Annotated in this window: 18 protein-coding genes; 7 read left to right on the top strand and 11 right to left on the bottom strand. The window is 73.6% G+C overall.

What is annotated here, in order from left to right; all coding sequences use genetic code 11:
- The 3 genes from ACSNOH_RS22385 to uvrB all read right to left on the bottom strand — a co-directional run.
- A partial coding sequence (locus ACSNOH_RS22385; protein ID WP_436723201.1) for a TerD family protein occupies positions 1–642 on the bottom strand: 642 nt, incomplete at its 3' end.
- A 121-nt stretch (positions 643–763) separates the two neighbouring features.
- The gene (locus ACSNOH_RS22380; protein ID WP_436723200.1) at positions 764–1342 is read right to left on the bottom strand and encodes a TerD family protein; all 579 of its coding nucleotides are present in this window, start codon (positions 1340–1342) and stop codon (positions 764–766) included.
- Positions 1343–1499: 157 nt separating this feature from the next.
- Positions 1500–3641, bottom strand: a complete 2142-nt coding sequence (gene uvrB, locus ACSNOH_RS22375; protein WP_436723199.1) for an excinuclease ABC subunit UvrB — start codon at positions 3639–3641, stop codon at positions 1500–1502.
- A gap of 285 nt (positions 3642–3926) precedes the next feature.
- Between uvrB and ACSNOH_RS22370 the strand changes: the two genes are divergently transcribed.
- The 4 genes from ACSNOH_RS22370 (at position 3927) to ACSNOH_RS22355 (ending at position 7610) form a co-directional block, all read left to right on the top strand.
- Positions 3927–4901, top strand: a complete 975-nt coding sequence (locus tag ACSNOH_RS22370) for a glycerophosphodiester phosphodiesterase (RefSeq protein WP_436723198.1) — start codon at positions 3927–3929, stop codon at positions 4899–4901.
- A 145-nt stretch (positions 4902–5046) separates the two neighbouring features.
- Positions 5047–5631: a methylated-DNA--[protein]-cysteine S-methyltransferase gene (locus ACSNOH_RS22365; RefSeq protein ID WP_436723197.1), complete on the top strand. Its 585-nt coding sequence runs from the start codon at positions 5047–5049 to the stop codon at positions 5629–5631.
- Between the two features lie 135 nt (positions 5632–5766).
- Positions 5767–7197 (top strand): WGR domain-containing protein, encoded by a 1431-nt coding sequence (locus ACSNOH_RS22360; RefSeq protein WP_436723196.1) that lies wholly within the window; start codon positions 5767–5769, stop codon positions 7195–7197.
- 98 nt (positions 7198–7295) lie between these two features.
- Positions 7296–7610 carry a DUF6343 family protein gene (locus tag ACSNOH_RS22355; RefSeq protein WP_436723195.1) on the top strand — a complete coding sequence of 105 codons (315 nt, stop codon included), beginning with the start codon at positions 7296–7298 and terminating at the stop codon, positions 7608–7610.
- An 80-nt stretch (positions 7611–7690) separates the two neighbouring features.
- On the opposite strand, the gene ACSNOH_RS22350 is transcribed toward ACSNOH_RS22355, so the two are convergent.
- A complete protein-coding gene (locus ACSNOH_RS22350) occupies positions 7691–9847 on the bottom strand; it encodes a TIR domain-containing protein (protein ID WP_436723194.1) in 2157 nt (718 codons plus the stop codon).
- A gap of 90 nt (positions 9848–9937) precedes the next feature.
- Here ACSNOH_RS22350 and ACSNOH_RS22345 point away from each other — a divergent pair, with 90 nt between their 5' ends.
- Complete coding sequence (locus tag ACSNOH_RS22345) at positions 9938–10777, top strand: hypothetical protein (protein ID WP_436723193.1); 840 nt, start codon at positions 9938–9940, stop codon at positions 10775–10777.
- Between the two features lie 111 nt (positions 10778–10888).
- On the opposite strand, the gene ACSNOH_RS22340 is transcribed toward ACSNOH_RS22345, so the two are convergent.
- The 7 genes from ACSNOH_RS22340 to rpsA form a co-directional block, all read right to left on the bottom strand.
- On the bottom strand, positions 10889–11620 hold the full coding sequence (locus ACSNOH_RS22340) for a hypothetical protein (RefSeq protein ID WP_436723192.1): 732 nt from the start codon (positions 11618–11620) through the stop codon (positions 10889–10891).
- Complete coding sequence (locus ACSNOH_RS22335) at positions 11617–11937, bottom strand: WXG100 family type VII secretion target (RefSeq protein ID WP_436723191.1); 321 nt, start codon at positions 11935–11937, stop codon at positions 11617–11619. Before ACSNOH_RS22335 ends, ACSNOH_RS22340 begins: the two co-directional genes overlap by 4 nt.
- 9 nt (positions 11938–11946) lie before the next feature.
- A complete protein-coding gene (locus tag ACSNOH_RS22330; RefSeq protein ID WP_436723190.1) occupies positions 11947–12537 on the bottom strand; it encodes a hypothetical protein in 591 nt (196 codons plus the stop codon).
- A 216-nt stretch (positions 12538–12753) separates the two neighbouring features.
- Positions 12754–13203 carry a DUF6228 family protein gene (locus ACSNOH_RS22325; RefSeq protein ID WP_436723189.1) on the bottom strand — a complete coding sequence of 150 codons (450 nt, stop codon included), beginning with the start codon at positions 13201–13203 and terminating at the stop codon, positions 12754–12756.
- Between the two features lie 11 nt (positions 13204–13214).
- The gene (coaE, locus tag ACSNOH_RS22320) at positions 13215–13817 is read right to left on the bottom strand and encodes a dephospho-CoA kinase (protein WP_436723188.1); all 603 of its coding nucleotides are present in this window, start codon (positions 13815–13817) and stop codon (positions 13215–13217) included.
- Between the two features lie 25 nt (positions 13818–13842).
- The gene (locus ACSNOH_RS22315; RefSeq protein ID WP_436723187.1) at positions 13843–14787 is read right to left on the bottom strand and encodes a PAC2 family protein; all 945 of its coding nucleotides are present in this window, start codon (positions 14785–14787) and stop codon (positions 13843–13845) included.
- 206 nt (positions 14788–14993) lie between these two features.
- Positions 14994–16496: a 30S ribosomal protein S1 gene (rpsA, locus tag ACSNOH_RS22310; protein WP_058044905.1), complete on the bottom strand. Its 1503-nt coding sequence runs from the start codon at positions 16494–16496 to the stop codon at positions 14994–14996.
- Positions 16497–16903: 407 nt separating this feature from the next.
- On the opposite strand from rpsA, the gene ACSNOH_RS22305 reads away from it, so the two are divergent.
- The gene (locus tag ACSNOH_RS22305) at positions 16904–17707 is read left to right on the top strand and encodes a class I SAM-dependent methyltransferase (protein WP_436723186.1); all 804 of its coding nucleotides are present in this window, start codon (positions 16904–16906) and stop codon (positions 17705–17707) included.
- A 61-nt stretch (positions 17708–17768) separates the two neighbouring features.
- Entirely contained in the window at positions 17769–20330 is a 2562-nt protein-coding gene (gene hrpB, locus ACSNOH_RS22300; RefSeq protein WP_436723185.1) for an ATP-dependent helicase HrpB, read from the top strand.
- Positions 20331–20571: the final 241 nt, after the last annotated feature.

The raw sequence follows: 20571 nt of genomic DNA, 5'->3' as shown, positions 1-20571 counted from the left end.
GGCCTGCGGCGCGGGCTCCGGGGCGGGCCGCCGGCGCGCGGGCTCGGGGTCCGCGGCCGGGCGCGGGGGCGGCGGCGCGACGGCGCGGGCCATGCCGCGCACGACGGCCTCGTTGATGGCCGCGGCCGTCTCCCAGGCCCGCTCCAGGCCCTGGTCCTCGAGCATCGCGGCGAGCCCGCCCGCGTACCCCTGGCCGACGGCCCGCACCTTCCAGGCGCCCTGCCTGCGGTAGAGCTCCAGCGCGACGACCGCGGACTCCGCGCCGAGGTCGGTGATCGTGTACGTGGCGATCTCCGTCCCGTCCAGGCCGGTGACGGCGACGAACGGCGCGGCCAGCGCCCCGAAGGAGGTCGGCCCGCCGGCTCCGGCGGGCAGCGCGAGCAGCACGTGGACGCGGTGCACGTCCTCGGGGAGGGCGTCCAGGTCGACGGCGAGCCGGTGGTCGGCCGCGGCCTGCCGGGACACCTCCAGGCCGGGCAGGCGGTGCGAGGCGGGGTGCGCGATCCGGTCGGCGCCGGGCACCTTGCCGTCGGCACCGGCGAGCGTGGCGCCCGCGACGACGGGACCTCCCGCGGACACCCGGATCTCCAGGCGGGTCCCGGACAGCGGGTGGTTCTGCCCCCGCACCAGCTCGGCCGTCATTGCTGCGCCCCCTCGTGGTTCGTGCTCGTGCTGCGCTCGTCGCGTTGTGCGCTCGTCGTGCCCGCGGGCCCGGCGGAAGCGCTCTCCGCCGGGCCCGGGATGTGTGTCAGGACGCTTTGGCCTACAGGCTCGGCAGGATCGCCGGCATGAGGTCCTGGAAGGTCTTGCCGTTGGCGGGCGTGCCGATGGCGGTCATCGCCCAGCCGCTGCCGGACCGGTGCACCTTCGCCATGATCTGCGCGGTGTACGGGCCGCCGCCGTCGAGGGTGTAGCGGGCGAGCTCCTGGCCGTTGGTCTCGTCGACCAGGCGGCAGAAGGCGTTCTGCACCTCGGAGAACGTCTGGCCGGTGAAGGAGTTCACCGTGAAGACGATCTGGTCGATGTGCACGGGAACGCGCTGCAGGTCGACGAGGATGGCCTCGTCGTCGCCGCCCGTGCCGGCGCCGCCGACCAGGTTGTCACCGGTGTGGCGGACCGAGCCGTCGTCGCTGACCAGGTGGCGGAAGAAGACCACGTCCACCGGCTGGCCGCCGGCGAACAGCACCGCCGAGGCGTCGAGGTCGATCTCCCTCGTGCGCGACCCGAACAGTCCGCGGCGGGGGGCGGCCTGCCAGCCCAGCCCCATCCGCACGGCGGTCAGGGTGCCCCCGTCTGCCTTCTGGAGGCTGATGCCCTGACCCTTGGACAAGTTGACCGTCACGCGCAGTCCCTTCTCGTTCTATCCCCGTGGGCCGGGCGTCCGCACGGCCTCCGCCCCGACCCTACGCACGGACCCTGACCGCACACGAATCCAGGCGGGATTTGTGGCGGTCTTGCAACATCCGGGCCCGCATCCCGCGGCGGAGGGTGCCGGAGCGTCAGGCGAGGCCGGCCTCCTTCATCTGCCGCAGCTCCTTCTTGAGCTCGCTCACCTCGTCGCGCAGCCGGGCGGCGACCTCGAACTGCAGCTCCGCGGCCGCGGCCCGCATGCGGTCGGTCATGTCCTCGATCTGCTGGGCCAGTTCGGCGGCGGGCTTGTCCGTCACCACGGCGCCGGCCTTCGCCTTGGCGCCCTTGCCGGCCTTCGCGCCCTTCGCGGCCTTGCCGGCCGGGGCGGTGGGCACCGGCGCCTTGCCTTTGGCGCCCTTGTCGCGGTAGCCCGAGCCCAGCAGCTCCTGGGTGTCGATCTCCTCGCGGGCGAGGGTCGCCACGATGTCGCCGATCTTCTTGCGCAGGGGCTGGGGGTCGATGCCCCGCTCCTTGTTGTACGCGATCTGCTTCGCGCGGCGGCGGTTGGTCTCCTCGATGGCCTTCTCCATCGCCGGGGTGACCTTGTCGGCGTACATGTGCACCTGGCCGGAGACGTTGCGCGCCGCACGGCCGATGGTCTGGATGAGGGACGTGCCCGAGCGCAGGAACCCCTCCTTGTCGGCGTCCAGGATGGCGACGAGGGACACCTCGGGCAGGTCGAGGCCCTCGCGCAGCAGGTTGATGCCGACCAGGACGTCGTACTCGCCGGCCCGCAGCTCGCGCAGCAGCTCCACCCGGCGCAGCGTGTCGACGTCGCTGTGCAGGTAGCGGACCTGGATGCCGAGCTCCAGGAAGTAGTCCGTGAGGTCCTCGGCCATCTTCTTGGTGAGGGTGGTGACCAGGACCCGCTCGTCCTTCTCGGTGCGCTTGCGGATCTCGTGCACCAGGTCGTCGATCTGGCCCTCGGTCGGCTTCACGACGACCTCGGGGTCGACGAGGCCGGTCGGGCGGATGATCTGCTCCACGAAGCCGTCGGAGCGCGAGAGCTCGTAATTGCCCGGCGTCGCCGAGAGGTAGACCGTCTGGCCGATGCGCTCGGTGAACTCCTCCCACTTCAGCGGGCGGTTGTCCATGGCCGACGGCAGCCGGAAGCCGTGCTCGACGAGCGTGCGCTTGCGCGAGGCGTCGCCCTCGTACATGGCGCCGATCTGCGGGACGGTGACGTGCGACTCGTCGATGACGAGGAGGAAGTCCTCCGGGAAGTAGTCCAGGAGGGTGTTGGGCGGGGAGCCGGGCTCGCGGCCGTCCATGTGCAGCGAGTAGTTCTCGATGCCCGAGCAGGAGCCGATCTGACGCATCATCTCGATGTCGTACGTGGTGCGCATGCGCAGCCGCTGCGCCTCCAGGAGCTTGCCCTGCTTCTCCATCCTGGCGAGCGTCTCCGCAAGCTCCGCCTCGATGCCGGCGACGGCCTTCTCCATGCGCTCGGCGCCGGCGATGTAGTGGCTGGCGGGGAAGACGTACAGCTCCTGGTCCTCGGAGAGGACCTCGCCGGTGAGCGGGTGGAGCGTGGAGAGCGCCTCGATCTCGTCGCCGAACATCTCGATGCGGACGGCGAGCTCCTCGTAGACCGGGAAGATCTCGATGGTGTCGCCCCGGACGCGGAAGGTGCCGCGGGTGAAGGCGAGGTCGTTGCGGGTGTACTGGATCTCCACGAAGCGGCGCAGCAGCTCGTCGCGGTCGATCTCCTGGCCGGTCTTCAGCGGCACCATGCGGTCCACGTACTCCTGGGGGGTGCCCAGGCCGTAGATGCAGGAGACCGAGGCCACCACCACGACGTCACGCCGGGTGAGCAGGGAGTTGGTGGCGGAGTGGCGCAGCCGCTCCACCTCCTCGTTGATCGAGGAATCCTTCTCGATGTACGTGTCCGACTGCGGAACGTAGGCCTCGGGCTGGTAGTAGTCGTAGTACGAGACGAAGTACTCGACGGCATTGTTGGGCAGGAGCTCGCGGAACTCGTTGGCGAGCTGGGCCGCCAGGGTCTTGTTCGGCGCCATGACGAGCGTCGGCCGCTGGAGCCTCTCGATCATCCACGCGGTGGTCGCGGACTTGCCGGTGCCGGTGGCACCGAGGAGGACGACGTCCTTCTCACCTGCGCGGATGCGTCGCTCCAGCTCGGCGATGGCCGCCGGCTGGTCACCGCTGGGCTGGAAGGGGCTGACGACCTCGAAAGGCGCCACCTTGCGTTCGATCTTCGATACGGGCCGCATGGGACCACGGTACGACCCGCCACTGACAACGGGCGGGCACCCGCCGCCCGGCCCCCGTCCGCGGGGCGGGCGGCGGGCCGGCCCGGCGGGCCCGCCGGCCGGGGTCCCGGTGGAGGGCGGCCTCCGGGATGCGGAGACCGCCTTCCGGCGTGCGTCCGCCGTGCCGCCGTCGCGTACTTGGCGTATGCGGCGTACTTGTCTGCGGCAGGCCCGTCCCGTACACCAGGGGCCGGGGCGCCGCACGCGTCCGCGCCCGTCCGTGTCCAGACGCCGCGAGGAGCCCTGATGCGCATCCGCCCCGTCTCCGCCGTGACCAGCGCGCTGCTCGGCCTGTCGGCGCTCCTCCTCGCCGCCGCTCCCCCGGCCCCGGCGGCCGCACCGGCCGCACCGGCCGCGAAGCTCTCGCAGGCGGGCGCACCGCTTGCGATCGGCCACCGCGGGGTGCCGGTCCGGGCCCCGGAGAACACGCTGGCCTCGGTCGACGAGGCGGCCGACCTGGGAATCACCTGGGTGGAGAACGACGTGCAGCGCACCAAGGACGGCGCCCTGATCGTCATGCACGACACCACCCTGGCGCGCACCACCGACGCCCGGCGCCGCTACCCGGGCCGCGCCCCCTGGAAGATCGCCGACTTCACGCTGGCCGAGATCCAGAAGCTCGACGCGGGCAGCTGGTACGACCGCGGGTTCGCGGGCGAGCGGGTGCCCACGCTGCGGCGCTACCTGCAGCGCGTGGACCACAACCGGCAGAAGCTGCTGCTGGAGGTCAAGGCTCCCGAGCTGTACCCGGGCATCGAGCGGCAGCTGGCGGCGGAGCTGCAGCGCGCGGGCTGGCTCAATGCCCGGCACGTGCGGAGCTCCCTCGTCGTGCAGTCCTTCAGCGCCGCTTCCCTCAAGGCCTTCCACCGGGTGCGGCCGGACGTGAAGACGGCCTTCCTGGGTGCCCCCAAGCCCGCGGAGCTGCGGTCGTACGCCGCGTTCGCCGACCAGATCAACCCGCACCACAAGAGCGTCACCGCCGCCTACGTACGGGCAGTGCACGCCGTGCGCGGAGCGCACGGGCGGCGGCTGGAGGTGTCCGCCTGGACGGTGGACAACGGCGACCGGGCCGTGGCGCTGGCCCGCATGGGGGTCGACGGCATCATCAGCAACGCCCCGCACGTGGTCGAGGAGGCCCTGGAGGAGGCGGCGGACGAGCAGGAGGACGAGGAGGACGGCGCCGACGGCGCTCTGTCGCTCCTGAGCTTCCTGGGGCTGTAGGGGCGCTGCCGGGGGCCTGCGGATGCGCGGGCGGCCCTGCCTCCGTGGCCCGCGGCCGGGCCCGGCGGCCCACCGGATCACATGATCGTGGATCACTTGTCCGGCCGGGCCCCCGGCCGTCACCCGAACGGCCTACGCTGGCCCCATGACGGACCTCGAACCGGCCGCCGCCGCTGCCGCCCCGCCCCGGCCGCAGGAGTGGGCGTGGGAGACGGTCGGCACTTCCATCGGCCCGCTGGGGATCGCGGCGACGCCCAGGGGCCTGCTGCAGGTGATCTTCCGGGCCGGGCCGGCGGAGACGGAGTCGGCCGTGGCCGCGCTCACCCGCCGCATGGGAACCGCCCCGGTGACCGGCCCGTGCGCCGCGCGGGAGGTCCTCGACCGGGCGTCGGCCGAGCTCACGGCCTATTTCGCCGGCCGCGGCACGGCCTTCTCGGTCCCGCTGGACTGGTCGCTGACCTCGGGGTTCAACCGCCTCGTGCTGCGCGAGCTGGCCGCCGGCGTCCCGTACGGGACCGTGGTCAGCTACCAGGACCTGGCCGACCGCGTGGGCGAGCGCGGGGCGGCCCGGGCCGTGGGCGTGGCCATGGGGAGCAATCCGCTGCCGGTCGTGGTGCCGTGCCACCGCGTCATCGAGAGCAACGGCGGCCTGGGCGGGTTCGGCAGCGGCCTGGAGATCAAGCGCGCGCTCCTGTCCCTCGAAGGAGTGCTTCCGGAGCCCCTTTTCTAACTCTTTCTGACTCTTCGTCTGACGGCCGCAGCGCTCGGGCGGATGAGCGAGGGCCGATTGTCAGTGGCAGCCCCTAGCGTGCTCGGCACGGAGATCGGCCGGCGTGGCCGACGGACGGGGAAGAGGGGCTGTGCCATGGCGGGAGAGACGACGTACCTGGAGCTGTCGCAGGACGGCGGCGGGGCGCACAAGTTCTACGAGGTCACGGTCGCCGGCACGTCGGTGACGGTCCGCTACGGCCGCATCGGCGCCGCCGGCCAGACCCAGACGTCCTCGTTCCCGAGCGTGGAGAGGGCCCGGGCCGCGGCGGCGAAGAAGGTCGGCGAGAAGGTCCGCAAGGGCTACGCCCCGGCCGTGGCCGGGCAGCGCGCCGCCCGCCCGGTGACGCGCCGTCAGGTCGACTCGGCGCCGTCGACCGCGCGGGCCGTGGCCCCGGTGCTGTGGCGCTTCGACACCGGCTCGGCCGCGTTCGGCATCCACGTGGACGAGGACCGCTGCTGGGTCGGCAACCAGGCGGGGCACGTCCACACCCTCGGCCACGACGGCGAGGTCTTCGCCCGCTACCAGCTGCCCGCCGGCGTCAAGTGCCTGGTGGCCGACGACTTCTGGATCTACGCGGGGTGCGACGACGGCACGGTCTACGACCTGTCCTCCAAGCTGCCCTTCGCCGCCTACGAGATCTCCTCCGACGTCGACATCTTCTGGCTCGACATCCGCGAGGGCATCCTCGACGTCGCCGACCGCAACGGCAGGCTGACCGTCATCGACCACGAGGACGAGCACCAGTGGTCGCGCAAGAGCAGCGGCGACCACGCCTGGATGGTCCGGCGCGACGAGCGCGCCGTCTACCACGGCCACTCGCGCGGCGTGACCGCCTACGCCCAGGACGGCAGCGGCGAGCTGTGGCACACCCCCACCTCCGGCTCGGTGCTGTTCGGCTGGCAGGAGGACCACGCCGTCTACGCCGGCACCAACCGCCGGGTCGTCCAGCGCCTGTCCAAGGCCACGGGCGCCGTCGAGGCCACCTACCCCTGCGACACCGTGGTCTACTCCTGCGCCACCTCCCCCGGCGGCCGCTACGTCTTCGCGGGCGACTCCGCCTCGTCGGTGTACTGCTTCGCGGCGGACGGCACCCGGCTGTGGAAGCTCGGCACGGGCAGCGGTTCGGCGCTGTCCATGCAGTACTGGAACGAGAAGCTGTACATGGTCACCACGGACGGCGCGCTGGTCTGCGTCGACGCCAGCGACGGGGCCGTCGCCGCGGCCCAGGCGGGCAACGTCCCGGTGCCGGTGGACGTCAAGTCGGCCGCGGCCGTGCCCACGTACACCCCGTCCCGCACCCTCGCCACGGTGAGCGCGGCGCCCGCGGCCGGAATCGTCGTCGAGTGCGTCCAGGAAGGCGGCCGGCTGCGGGTCCACGTCGTCTCCGACGGCTACGACCCCACCTGGAACGTCCAGTTCCCCCGGCACATACGCGAGGCCGGCGCCCGCTACGTCATCGACGCCCTCGCCCCCGCGGCAGGCGGCTTCTACCGCGTGCGGGGCGAGATCCGGCGCCTGGTCTGAGCCCGGCGGCCCGGCCGCGCGAGGGCGCCTCCCACCCGCGTTCACCTTCACCCGCCTTCGCCCCTGCGGGGGGATGCTGGAGACAGAGGTGCATTGCCATGCGTACCGGAAACGAACCGATCACGGCCCGCAGCCCCTTGCGGCTGCGCTGCGGCCTGGCGGCCTGGGGCCTGGTCTGGGCCGTCGCGGGCACCGTGCTCTTCGCGGTCACCGGCCACCCCGGCTGGGCGCTCGCCTGCGGGGTCCTGGTGGCCGTGACCGCCGTCGACCTCTCCCTGGTGATCCGGCACATCCGGCAGGGGCCGCACTTCCAGCCCGGCCGGGACGTCCCGCCCTACCGGCCGGTCAGCAACCGCCGGGACGCCTGGGAGGGGCGCGTCCCGCGGGACGACGAGCGGGGGCCGCATCCGTAACGGCCCTCCTCGTCCGCAGCGGCTCGTATCATCCGCAGCGGCCCTGATCGCCGCCCCGGTCCCGGCCGCCGGGGCCGCTCTCAGCCCGGCTGTGCTCCTGCCGCCGAGAGACCGAAGTCGGCGCCGGAGATGCCGGCCAGTTCACCGACGATCCGCAGCAGGGGCGTGCGCAGCTCGGTGAGGGCCGCCCGCATGGCCGGGGCGTCCGCCCACGCCTCCTCGTGGGCGACCGGGCTCGTGCCCTCCGGGCGGAGCGCCTCGTGGGCGGCCAGCCGCGGGTGCCAGGTGCTGGTGAAGGGCCTCAGCGTGCCGTTGAGGAGGTCGTAGGCGATCGCGTGGACGGTGCGGGCGCCCTCGGGCGGCGGCCCGCCGGCGAGGTTGATGCTGTACTGCCGCAGCGTGGAGCGCGTGAACTCGAACATCGCGTGGAGCGAGGCGAGGGCCTCGCGCAGGCTGCCGGTGCCGGGCGCCAGCTCCTGCACGCCGATGCGGGTGGCGAGCTCGACCTGCAGGTCGAAGGCGGCCATGCGCTCCAGTTCGCCGGGCTCGCCGGCCGGCGGCGCGGGCGTGTGCGGCTTCATCCGCGGCTCCCTCGTGCTGCTCGTGCCGGCCGTGCCGGGCCGGCCTGCGACGCCGCCCAGCGTAGTGCCGTGGGCGGTGCGCAGGGTCCGTATGACGGCGTGCCGCAGTTGTTCGGCGCGGCCGGGCTCGGGGTCGTGCCGCAGCCAGGCGTGGACGGTGAGCGGGTGCACCGACCAGGAGCGGGTGCCGGCGGGCGCGAGGAGGCCGCGGCCGCGCAGCACGGCGATGCCCGCGTCGAGGCGGCGGGCGGCGGCCACGTCCGGGACCGCACTGCCGGGCGCCAGGGCCCGTACAGCATCGTCCCTGGTCAGCGGGGTCGGCGCGAAGGCCGCCGCGAGCCGCAGGGCGTCCATTGCGCCCGGGCCCGCCTCCCGTGCGTCCCGGACCAGCGCGGCGGTCACCCCGGCCGGGTATCCGGTGGGCAGGACGCGGTCCTGCCCGAGGACGTCCAGGAGCGAGCGGCCGGGCGTGTGGAAGCGGTCGAGGAGGGTCGTGTAGCCGTCGGCCGCGGCGGAGGACAGCAGGTCGAGCGCGAGCGGATGCCCGGCGACCGCCGCGCACAGGGCCTCGGCGGCGGCCCGCTCCTCGGGGGAGGCGGGCTCCGCGGCGCGGGTGAGCAGCGCGTACGCCTCGCCGGGCGGGAGCGGACCGAGGTCGACGGGGGTGGCGAGCGTCTCGTAGCGCCGGCTGCGGGTCGTCAGCAGGGTGCGGCCCAGCGGGTGGGGGGCGCACAGCCGTGCGACCTGCTGGGCCGTCAGCCGGTCGGGGAGGTCGTCGACGATCCACAGGAACGGTTCGCCGGCCGCGGCGAACCGGTCGCGCAGCCGGCCCGCGACGTCCTCCGCGCCGCCCTCCCCCGGCAGTCCGTGCGCGGCGGCCAGCGCCCGCAAACCGCCCTCGTAGGGCCCGTACGGAGCGCCCGGGGCGTGCGGCTCGGCGCCGGCGTCGCGCGACAGCCAGTGGATCCCGCCCGGGTAGGCGGCGGCGAAGCGCGTCGCGTACTCCTGGGCGAGGAGCGTCTTGCCGATCCCCGCCATGCCCCGCACCTGCACCGGCCGGGCGGCCGAATGACCGGTGGTCAGCGGCGCGGCGTGCTGGTGCAGGCAGCTGTGCACCCGCCACAGGGCGGGCAGGCGGCCGGTGAACGCGGGCGCGGTCGACGGGGGCGGGCCCGGGAACCAGCGGGCCGGCGCGGCCTCGGTCGCCCCGATGGTGCCGTCGAGCGCCGCGACGTGCGCCCGCACGTCCGCGACCAGGGCGTCCAGGCCCGCCGCGCCGTCCGGCAGGGCCCAGTGCTTGGCGTCGCGCAGCTCGACGGGGTGGATGTGCCCCGTGCCCGGCTCGGGGTTGACGACCATGACGCGGCGGCGCGGATCGCCCTCGGCGAGGCCGGCCAGGTAGGCGGCGGTGAGCTCCCACTGGCAGGCCTGCCGCGTGGGGTAGGCGGCCGAGTAGCACGCCAGCAGGGCCTTCGAGCGGGCCAGGCCGGCGCGGATGCTGTCGCTGATGCCGGCGAAGCCCGCGACGGTCACCTCGTCGACGAAGACCTCCAGCCCCGAGGCGAGCAGCCGGTCGCGGAGGGGCGCTATGCGGTGGGCGTCCCCGCGGCTGTAGCTGAGGAACACGTCCCAGGTGCGGGCGCCCTGTCCCTCCACGCTCACTCCCACGGTGTTCCGGTCAATGCCTGTCCGCGCCTGTCTGATGCGGCCGGACTAGCCTACTGTGGGGCCCCGGGGAGGAAGATCATGCGACGGATACGCAACGCCGCCGGCCGGGCCAGGCCGAAGCAGGTCACGGTCCGGATGGCCATTCCGATGCTGGGCGACATCACGGGCGTCTGGGAGCCGGTGGAGGCCGAGCGCAAGGCCGCCTGGGAGCTGTACGCGGAGCTGGCCACGCGCGTCTCCACCGTCGAGCTGGGCCCGGAGGACGGCTTCCTGCGGGAGGCCCTGTCCTCCTTCTACAGCCTCTTCGGCACCACGCGCGACATCCTGCGCCGCTACGGCCCCGGCGTCGCCCCGCGGCGCGGCCCCGGGGAGATCACCTTCGGCGCGCTGGCCGTCACCGTCCTCAACCAGGCCCTCCGCCCCGTCCTGGCCACCTGGCATCCCCGCCTGGCCGCGTACGAGTCCCTGCGCCCGGCGGACGTCGACCCCGTCTCGTACGAGCGCGGCTGGGAGCACGCGGCGGAGCTGCGGGCGGAGATCGCCCGGGTGCGGGGGGTGCTGGTGGCTCTGGCGAACGCCCTCTCGGAGGTGGCGGGCTCCGCCGACCTGTTACGACCGGCCACAATGCCCTACCCCCCCCGGAGGCCGGGGACGAGTGACGGCGCGGGCCGTCAGTACGGGCGGGCGTCCTGGGCGGCGGCGGGCCGGGCAAGGGCGCGCCGGGCCTCTTCCAGCTGCCGTGCGCGTTCCTCTTCCGGCAGGGCCTGCCATGCCGTTCGCAGGGCACGGGTGCCCTCGCCCAGGGCTTCGGCGTACGCGCCGACGCGCAGGGCGTCCCGCAGGCCGGTGCGGCCGGTGAGCACGTCGCGAGCCATCTCCTGCAGCACGTCACCGGCGCGGCCGGCGGCGAGCCGCTGAAGCGCGCCGTGCAGGGCGCGCGCCCGCTCGGGGCTGCGTCCCCGGGTCACGAACTCTTCGAAGCCCACGTACTGTTCGCTCACGCGTTCTCCCCCTCTTTCTCCTCCGGTCTCAGACCGCGGGGTGGTCGTAGCCGGTACGGGGGACGGGGAAGGTGTTGAGCGCGGTCAGGGCTTCCGCCCCGGTCCGGGCCAGGGCGGCCGTGCCCGCGTGCATCAGCGTCTGGGCCGCGCTGAGGAACTCGTTCATGTGCTCCCACTCCCTGAGGACGGTCAGCAGCTCCTGGGTGCCCAGCGCGGCGGCCATGGCTGCGGCGCCACCGCCCGTGGCCGCCGAGGCAGTGATCTCGATCGAGGCGGTGATCAGCGCGTCGAGCATCGCCGTGAGGCAGTCGGCGATGCTCTCCGCGGCAGAGGCCACCGACCGGGCGATGAGGCGGTATTCGCTGCCCATCGCGTCGAGGGACCTGTGGAACTCCTCCAGGTTTCCGGCCAGAACCGCGAAGTAGTGAGCGGCCGACCCGGCGGCGTTACCGTCCCAGGAAGCGTCGACGCACACACCGCCGGAACGCAGGTTGCGGGCGATCCCGTCACAGGCGTGGCCCATTGCCTGCCAGGCGGAGGCGCACGCGGCGTAGGCCTTCCAGTCGCCGGCGAGTTTCTCTCCGGTCCACTTCACCGGATCGGTCCCGGTCATCAGCTCGGCGAGCTTGAGGAGCCATTGGTTCGGGCTGAAGAAATCCGCCACCGCGTTGAACGGCTCCAGCGGATCGGTGAAATCCTCGGGCGCCGCGGGCGGCACGAGAGACGCGGCCGGCTCGACCACGTCGGCGAAACCCGTCACCGGGCGGCTCCCGTTTCCCGGATGAGGGCGTCGAATCCGGCGGCGACACCGCGATCAGTACGGCGGTAGTAGGCAGCCGCCGCGGCCAGTTCCTCCGAAGAACCCTGGAGGACTTCGGCCATACGCTTCACGGCGCTCAGGAGATTGCTGCGCAAGGCGTTGTGCAGGTAATGCGCCTCCCCGTACAGCCCGTCCGCTCCCGGCGGCAGCACGGTGTGCCGGCGCGCATACGCCAGCACCTCCCGCATGTCCTCGGCGCCCCTGCCGACCTGCCGCGCAAACGCTTCGAGCTGCCCGGGCTCGACCTTCAGGTCCACGGTTCCCCCTCAGGACGAGACGAGCGACAGCACGGTGCAGGCGGCGGCCCCGGCTCCGCCGGTCCGGAGCAGCCAGGAGGCGTAGGGCCCCGCGGGCTTCCGGCGCAGCGCCTCCCAGGAGGCCCTGATCTCCTCGGGGGTCTTCACGCGGTGGCCGGCCACCGTGACCATCAGGCCGTAAACGACCATCATCAGCCCGGCGAAGAAAAAGGCCAGCCGTCCCCAGAAGAACCGCCAGCTGACCGGCTGATAGCGGTATCCCTCGCGATAGACGCGCACCTTCTCGCCCGCCACGTGCCAGCCGCGGAGCCCGGCGCCGTCACGCACGACCCGGCCGCTGTCCGACCGGAAAGAGCCGAAGCAGACGTCGTACGTGCCCGAGGAATGCCGCCCGCCGGAACGTCCGCGCTCTTCGCACCGCTTCACGACGAGCGTGCCCTTGTTCGCCACGAGCCCGGCCGACTTCTCCGCCTGACGGACCATGAACCCCATACAGGCCAGCGACAGCACGATGATGCCGACTCCGGCGATCCGCGGCAGGACCCGCGGCTCGGGCAGCACGGCGAACGGACCCGTCCGGGCTAACTCGGGCATGGCCATGAAAGGTCTCCCTCCGCGTTTCGGATGGGCCGACCCTATGCACCCGCCACGGAGTGAACGCCGCGCGAAAGCACCTCACTCACCACGCCCAACGCCCCCAACCCTTGCCCCACCTGCCCCACAGCCCATTCGGCACCTCACCGGCCTTCACCCGATAGGACTAACGGCTGTGATGACGAAGAGGTCATCTCACAGCGGTGGTGTGTCCCACCGCGGTTACGCGGCCGCGCTCGTGAGGAACGTATGGATCTCGGCGGCGAGGTTCCGCATTTCTTCACCGGGCGCGTGCACGGTCGTCGTCTCGAAGTGCCACCCCTCGGAGGGAGGCCTGTCGTGGATTCCCCAGGTCAGGTGGACGCGGCCGCCGGGGCCGTGCACCGCCGAGAGGGTCAGGTCGTGTTCGAGGGAGCGCCAGGTGCGCGCCCCTGTCCAGCCGCGGAAGTCCTCGGCCAGCGAGGACAGCCAGAGATCGAGGCCGTCGCCCTCAATGGTCCGCACCGAGGTTTCGACGCTCACCCCTCGCCCGCTCGCCGTCACGAGGAAGTCGAGCAGCGGGTCGTCGGCACCGAACGACCGTGCCGGTCCGGAGAGGAGGAGCTCCACCGGGCGCGGTCCGGGGTCGCCCACCCGGACGACAGGACTACCGGAATCGTCGTAGTCGATCACGCGAGCAGGTCCTAACGCCCCGCGCTGCGTTCGCGGAGTTCTTTCCACACCTCTGCCACCTGGCGTTCCAGCGCCTCCAGCGGGCCGTCGTTGTCGATGACGATGTCGGCGACGGCGAGCCGGGCCTCGCGGGTGGCCTGGGCGTTCATGCGGGCGTGGGCCTCTTCGGGGGTCATGCCGCGGAGGCGGACCAGGCGGTCCAGGCGGGTTTCCGTGCCGGCGTCGACGACGATGACCAGGTCGTACAGGGGGGCCAGGCCGTTCTCGGCGAGGAGGGGGACGTCGTGGACGACGACGGCGTCCGGGGCGGCGGCGGCTTCCAGTTCGGCGGAGCGGGCGCGCACGAGGGGGTGGACGACGGCGTTGAGGGCGGCCAGGCGGTCGGGGTCGGCGAAGACGATCGCGCCCAGCTTGGGGCGGTCGAGGGCGCCCTCGGGGGTGAGGACCGCGTCGCCGAACTCGGCGACGACCGCGGCCAGTCCGGGCGTGCCCGGCTCGACCACTTCGCGCGCGATCCGGTCGGAGTCCACGATCACCGCGCCGTACGACGCGAGCAGCCGCGACACCTCGCTCTTGCCGGCTCCGATTCCGCCCGTGAGGCCCACTCTCAGCATGGGCCCCACGGTATCGGGCGGGCCGTCAGTGACCGCTCTCGCCCTCCCGGTCGGCGAGGAAGCGCTCGAACTCCGCGCCCAGCTCGTCGGCGGAGGGCAGCTGGACGGGCTCGGCGACGAGGTTGCCGCGGGTCTCCGCGCCGGACACCGCGTCGTACTGGTGCTCAAGGCCGCGGACGAGGGTCACGAGCTCGTCGTCGCCCTCGGCGATCTGCCGCTCGATCTCCTCCTGGGTGCGCAGCGCCTCGGACCGCAGGGCGTGCGCGGTGGTGGGCAGCACCAGGCCGGTCGCGGCCGTGACCGCTTCGAGCGCGGTCAGCGCGGCGTCCGGATACGGCGAGCGGGCGACGTAGTGCGGAACGTGGGCGGCGACGCCCAGGACGGCGTGGCCGGCCTCCGCCAGGCGGTACTCCACGAGCGCCTCGGCGCTCCCCGGCACCTGCGCCTCGTCGAAGTAGCTGCGGTGACCGGGCATCAGGTCCGTGCGGTTGCCGTGCGGGGTGATGCCGACGGGGCGGGTGTGGGGGACGCCCATGGGGATGCCGTGGAAGTTGACGGACAGCCGGACGCCGAGCCGCTCGACCAGCTGCCCCACGGCGGCGGCGAACCGCTCCCACTCCACGTCGGGCTCGGGGCCGGACAGCAGCAGGAAGGGCGCGCCCGTCGCGTCCTGCACGAGGCGCAGCTCGATCGCCGGGGTCTCGTAGGCGCTCCAGCGGTCCCGCTGGAAGGTCAGCAGCGGCCGCCGGGCGCGGTAGTCGATGAGCCGGTCGTGGTCGAAGCGGGCGACGACCTGGTGCGGCAGGGTGTCCAGGAGCCGCGAGACGATCAGCTCGCCGGTCTCCCCCGCGTCGATGTAGCCGTCGAAGTGATAGAGCATGACCAGGCCGGCCGTGTCCTGGGCCAAGGCCAGGTCGGCCACGGCGAGCCCCTTGGGCTCCCATTCGTACAAACCCTGCGGATCCAACACAGTGACCGCTCCTCCTCATGTTCCGTACCGGGAACGCGCCTGGAGGGCCCGGCCATTCCCGCGTTCCGGATCGCACCGGCGCGTCTCACATCACGGAACGGCCCGACGGGTCGCCCGTCATCCGGCAAGGAGAACAGAGATAAGGCCCGCTCCCCAAGGGGAACGGGCCTTACTCAGTCAGCTGTCAGCTGCCGTGGTGCAGAGCCTCAGCTCTGGCCGCCGGCGAGCTTCTCGCGGAGGGCGGCCAGCGCCTCGTCCGACGCCAGGGCGCCGGAGTTGTCGGCCGACTCCGAGGAGTACGAGCCGCCGGAGACCTGGGCGCCACCGGCCTGCGGGGCAGCCTGAGCGCCCTCGGCCGCAGCCTCGGCGTCCGCCTCGCGGGACTTGATGACCTGCGCCTGGTGCTGCTCGAAGCGCTGCTGCGCCTCGGCGTACTGGCGCTCCCACTCCTCGCGCTGCTTCTCGTAGCCCGGCAGCCAGTCGTTGGCCTCGGGGTCGAAGCCCTCGGGGTAGATGTAGTTGCCCTGGTCGTCGTAGGACGCGGCCATGCCGTACAGGGTCGGGTCGAACTCGACCACGGACGGGTCGGCACCGAAGGACTCGTTGGCCTGCTTCAGCGAGAGGCTGATGCGGCGGCGCTCGAGGTCGATGTCGATGACCTTGACGAAGATCTCGTCGTTGACCTGGACGACCTGCTCCGGGATCTCCACGTGGCGCTCGGCCAGCTCGGAGATGTGGACCAGGCCCTCGATGCCCTCGTCGACGCGGACGAACGCACCGAACGGAACGAGCTTGGTGACCTTACCCGGGACGACCTGACCGATCTGGTGGGTCCGGGCGAACTGCTGCCACGGGTCTTCCTGGGTGGCCTTGAGGGACAGGGACACGCGCTCGCGGTCCATGTCGACGTCGAGAACCTCGACGGTGACCTCCTGGCCGACCTCGACAACCTCGGACGGGTGGTCGATGTGCTTCCAGGACAGCTCGGAGACGTGGACGAGACCGTCGACGCCGCCCAGGTCCACGAAGGCACCGAAGTTGACGATGGAGGAGACGACGCCGGAGCGCACCTGGCCCTTCTGCAGGGTGGTGAGGAAGGTCTGGCGGACCTCGCTCTGGGTCTGCTCCAGCCAGGCACGGCGGGACAGGACCACGTTGTTGCGGTTCTTGTCCAGCTCGATGATCTTGGCCTCGAGCTCCTTGCCCACGTAGGGCTGCAGGTCGCGGACGCGGCGCATCTCGACCAGGGAGGCCGGGAGGAAGCCACGGAGGCCGATGTCGAGGATGAGACCACCCTTGACGACCTCGATGACGGTACCGGTGACGATGCCGTCCTCTTCCTTGATCTTCTCGATGGTGCCCCAGGCACGCTCGTACTGGGCGCGCTTCTTCGAGAGGATCAGGCGGCCTTCCTTGTCCTCCTTCTGGAGAACCAGGGCCTCGATCTCGTCGCCGACCTTGACGACCTCGTTCGGGTCGACGTCGTGCTTGATCGAGAGCTCGCGGGAGGGGATGACACCCTCGGTCTTGTAACCGATGTCGAGCAGGACCTCGTCCCGGTCGACCTTCACGATGACGCCGTCGACGATGTCGCCGTCGTTGAAGTACTTGATCGTCTCGTCGATCGCGGCGAGGAAGGCTTCCTCGTTACCGATGTCGTTGACCGCAACCTGCGGGGTGGTGGCGGTGGTCTCGGTGCTGCTCGTCATGTGGGAAAGGGCTCCGGTACGGACATTGAGTCGTAGGTACTGCTACGCCGAGAGCCCGTATCGCACTGCCGAAGCCGGACAGCCTTGGAGACGCGCGTTCCACGATCCGAAAACCGCTGCACGCGCCTCGCACAACCGAGGGGACATACAACAAGTGCGAGCGCGGCCTGCTCCGTCTGAGGCGCGCAGGCCCGCAGCGCAACTTGTAGCATACGGGGGCAGCCGGGCACGGTCAATGCGCGAAGGCGCACACCCGGGACGAATCCGGTCACACCGGGCACAACTTCTGTTCGGCGAGGCCGTGGGGCCCTTCCGCGCCCCGCCGCGATCCCCGGCGTTCCCCCGGCCGCACGCCGCTCAAGGCCCTCGCGGGCCGCACCACACTACTGCCGGGGGCACGACCGCCGATGATCCAAGAGTACGAGCCGGAAGCGACCCGGCGCGCCACGGGCGACACCGAGAGCAGCCGGGCCAGCCGCGGCTGGTGGGACCGCAACGCCGACGAGTACCAGACCGAGCACGGCGCCTTCCTCGGCGACGACCGCTTCGTCTGGGGCCCGGAGGGGCTCGACGAGGCCGAGGCCGGCCTGCTGGGCCCGGCGAGCGGCCTCGCGGGGCTCGACGTCCTGGAGATCGGCGCCGGCGCCGCCCAGTGCTCGCGCTGGCTCGCCGCGCAGGGCGCCCGGCCGGTGGCCCTGGACCTCTCCCACCGCCAGCTCCAGCACGCCCTGCGCATCGGCGGGGACATCCCCCTGGTCGAGGCGGACGCGGGGGCCCTGCCCTTCGCCGACGGCTCCTTCGACCTGGCCTGCTCGGCCTACGGGGCCGTGCCCTTCGTCGCGGACCCGGTGCGCGTGATGCGCGAGGTGCGGCGGGTGCTGCGGCCCGGCGGGCGCTGGGTCTTCTCCGTCACCCACCCCATACGCTGGGCGTTCCCCGACGAGCCGGGCCCCGAGGGCCTGTCCGTCGCCGCCTCCTACTTCGACCGCACCCCTTACGTGGAGCAGGACGAGCACGGCCGCGCCGTCTACGTGGAGCACCACCGCACGCTCGGCGACCGCGTGCGGGACGTGGTCGCGGCCGGCTTCCGGCTCACCGACCTCGTCGAGCCCGAGTGGCCCGACTGGAACACCCAGGAGTGGGGCGGCTGGTCCCCGCTGCGGGGGCACCTCATCCCGGGGACGGCGATCTTCGTCTGCGAGCGGGACTGACCCTCCGGGCGGGTCGCGGGCCCCGGCGCGGGAGCGCCGGCCGCTGAGTGAGACTGGGCGGGTGATCCACAGCGACGCCCTCGACCGGCTGCCCGTCCGCTCCGCCCTGCCCGCCCTCGCCCGCGCCCTCGACGCGCACGGCGCCGCGGTGCTGTGCGCACCGCCCGGCACCGGCAAGACCACGCTCGTGCCGCTGGTCCTCGCCGGGCTCACCGGCGACGGCCCGCGGCAGCGCGTCGTGGTCGCCGAGCCGCGCCGCATCGCCGCGCGGGCGGCGGCGCGCCGCATGGCGTGGCTGCTCGGCGAGGACGTGGGCGAGCGGGTGGGCTTCACCGTGCGCGGGGAGCGGCGGGTGGGGCCGCGGACCGCCGTGGAGGTCGTCACGACCGGCGTGCTGCTGCAGCGGCTGCAGCGCGATCCCGAGCTCGCGGGCGTGGGCACGGTCGTGCTGGACGAGTGCCACGAGCGGCATCTCGACGCGGACACCGCCGCCGCCTTCCTCCTGGACGTACGGGCCGCCCTGCGGCCCGAGCTGCGGCTGGTGGCGGCGTCCGCAACGACGGACGCCGAGGGCTGGGCCCGGCTGCTGGGGGACGCGCCCGTGGTGACGGCCGAGAGCGTCTCCCATCCGGTCGAGGTGGTGTGGGCGCCGCCGGAGCGGCCTGTGCGGCCGCCGCACGGGATGCGCGTGGACCCGGCCCTGCTGGAGCACGTCGCCGGGGTGGTGCGGCGGGCGCTGCGGGAGCGGGAGGGGGACGTGCTGTGCTTCCTGCCGGGCGTCGGGGAGATCGCGCGCGTGGCGGGCCGGCTGGGCGACCGGGAGGCGCTGGGCGCCGAGGTGCTGCAGGTGCACGGGCGGGCCCCGGCCGCGGTGCAGGACGCGGTGCTGGCCGGTTCGGCCGGGAGCCGGCGGGTGGTGCTGGCGACGTCCGTGGCGGAGTCGAGCCTGACGGTCCCCGGGGTGCGGGTCGTGGTGGACGCGGGTCTGGCCCGGGAGCCCCGTACCGACCACGCGCGCGGCCTGAGCGCGCTCACGACCGTACGGGCTTCGCGGGCGGCGGCCCGGCAGCGGGCCGGACGGGCCGGGCGCGAGGCGCCCGGGACGGTGTACCGGTGCTGGTCGGAGGCCGACGACGTGCGGCTGCCGGGGTTCCCGGCGGCGGAGATCCTGGTGGCCGATCTGACGGCGTTCGCCCTGCAGGCTGCGTGCTGGGGCGACCCCGGTGCGTCCGGGCTGGCCCTGCTCGACCCGCCGCCGGCCGGCGCGATGGCCGCGGCCCGCGAGGTGCTGGCCGCCACGGGCGCCGTGGCGGCGGACGGGCGCGTCACCGAACGCGGGCAGCGCATGGCGCGCCTGGGAGTGCATCCCCGGCTCGCGCGCGCCCTCCTGGACGGGGCCGCGGAGGCCGGTGCGCGCCGTGCGGCGGAAGTGGTCGCCCTGCTGAGCGAGGAACCGCCGCGGGAGTACGGCGACGACCTGGCGGCGGCCTGGCGTACGGCACGGCGCGGCGGGGACGCGTACGGCGCGCGGTGGCGTACGGAGGCGCGGCGGCTGGAGAGGGCGCTGCCGGACTCCGGCGCGGCCCCCGGTTCCGGCGCGGCCTCCGGTTCCGGCGCGGCCTCCGGTTCCGGCAGCACGCTGCCGGACGACGCCGTCGCGGGGCTCGTCACCGCGCTCGCCTACCCCGAGCGGGTGGCCCGGCTGCGCGGCGAGGGCGCATACCTCATGGTGTCCGGTACGGGGGCGCAGCTCGGCGACGGGTCGCGGCTGCGGAGCGCGCCCTGGCTCGCGGTGGCCGTCGCGGACCGGCCGGTCACGGCGGCCTCGGCGCGGGTGCTGCTCGGCGCGGTGATCGACGAGGACACGGCGCGGGCGGCCGCGGGCGCGTTGCACGCGGAGGGCGAGGAGGTCGGCTGGTCGGACGAGCGGCGGGACGTGGTCGCGCGGCGGGTCGAGCGGCTCGGCGCGGTCGAGCTGGCGTCCCGTCCGCTGACCGAGCCCGAGCCCGGGCTGCTGCGGGCCGCGCTGGAGGAGGGGCTGCGGCGGGAGGGGCTGGGGCTGCTGCGCTGGACGGCGGAGGGCGCCGGGCTGCGGCAGCGGCTGGCCTTCCTGCACCGGGAGCTGGGCGAGCCGTGGCCGGACGTGTCCGACGCCGCGCTGCTGGAGCGGCTGGACGACTGGCTCGGCTGGGAGCTGGGCCGTGCGCGCCGGCGGGCGGACCTGGAGCGGCTGGACGGCGGGCGGATGCTGGAGAGGCTCCTGCCGTGGGCGTCCGGGGACGCGGCGCGGCTGGAGGAGCTGGCTCCGGAGCGGATCCAGGTGCCGAGCGGCTCGCGGATCCGGGTGGACTACGGGGGTGACCGGCCGGTGCTGGCCGTGAAGCTGCAGGAGCTGTTCGGCTGGCAGGAGGCGCCGCGGCTCGCGGGAGGGCGGGTACCGGTGCTGGTGCACCTGCTCTCCCCCGCGGGGCGGCCCGCGGCGGTCACGGCGGACCTGGCGTCGTTCTGGCGCGACGGCTACCGCGCGGTCCGCGCGGAACTCCGCGGCCGCTACCCCCGCCACCCGTGGCCGGAGGACCCGACGTCCGCCCGGCCGACTCGCCGCGCGACGGGCGGGCACTGAGGCGGCCCGGTCCGGCACCGCCGGACAGCGTGTATCCCGTTACTCACCGCCGCGGCGGAAGGACACCGGCACAGCGGGGAACTCTCCCTCCGCCGCAACGGCGAGCTCCGGCGGTGCCGGATCACCTCGCGGCCGGCCCGGCACCGCCGGACAGCATGTATCCGGTTACTCACCGCCGCGGCGGAAGGACACCGGCACAGCGGGGAACTCTCCCTCCGCCGCAACGGCGAGCTCCGGCGGT

This window comes from Streptomyces sp. URMC 127, assembly GCF_051386535.1.
Lineage (GTDB): Bacteria > Actinomycetota > Actinomycetes > Streptomycetales > Streptomycetaceae > Streptomyces.
Note: the sequence above shows the minus strand (reverse complement) of the source record. Positions and strands in the feature narration are given on the sequence as shown.

What these genes read in the sequence shown, in the direction of transcription:
- uvrB (WP_436723199.1), bottom strand. Translation starts at nt 3,641, where the DNA reads ATGCGGCCCGTATCGAAGATCGAACGCAAGGTGGCGCCTTTCGAGGTC.
- ACSNOH_RS22370 (WP_436723198.1), top strand. Translation starts at nt 3,927, where the DNA reads ATGCGCATCCGCCCCGTCTCCGCCGTGACCAGCGCGCTGCTCGGCCTG.
- ACSNOH_RS22365 (WP_436723197.1), top strand. Translation starts at nt 5,047, where the DNA reads ATGACGGACCTCGAACCGGCCGCCGCCGCTGCCGCCCCGCCCCGGCCG.
- ACSNOH_RS22360 (WP_436723196.1), top strand. Translation starts at nt 5,767, where the DNA reads ATGGCGGGAGAGACGACGTACCTGGAGCTGTCGCAGGACGGCGGCGGG.
- ACSNOH_RS22355 (WP_436723195.1), top strand. Translation starts at nt 7,296, where the DNA reads ATGCGTACCGGAAACGAACCGATCACGGCCCGCAGCCCCTTGCGGCTG.
- ACSNOH_RS22345 (WP_436723193.1), top strand. Translation starts at nt 9,938, where the DNA reads ATGCGACGGATACGCAACGCCGCCGGCCGGGCCAGGCCGAAGCAGGTC.
- ACSNOH_RS22330 (WP_436723190.1), bottom strand. Translation starts at nt 12,537, where the DNA reads ATGGCCATGCCCGAGTTAGCCCGGACGGGTCCGTTCGCCGTGCTGCCC.
- coaE (WP_436723188.1), bottom strand. Translation starts at nt 13,817, where the DNA reads ATGCTGAGAGTGGGCCTCACGGGCGGAATCGGAGCCGGCAAGAGCGAG.
- rpsA (WP_058044905.1), bottom strand. Translation starts at nt 16,496, where the DNA reads ATGACGAGCAGCACCGAGACCACCGCCACCACCCCGCAGGTTGCGGTC.
- ACSNOH_RS22305 (WP_436723186.1), top strand. Translation starts at nt 16,904, where the DNA reads ATGATCCAAGAGTACGAGCCGGAAGCGACCCGGCGCGCCACGGGCGAC.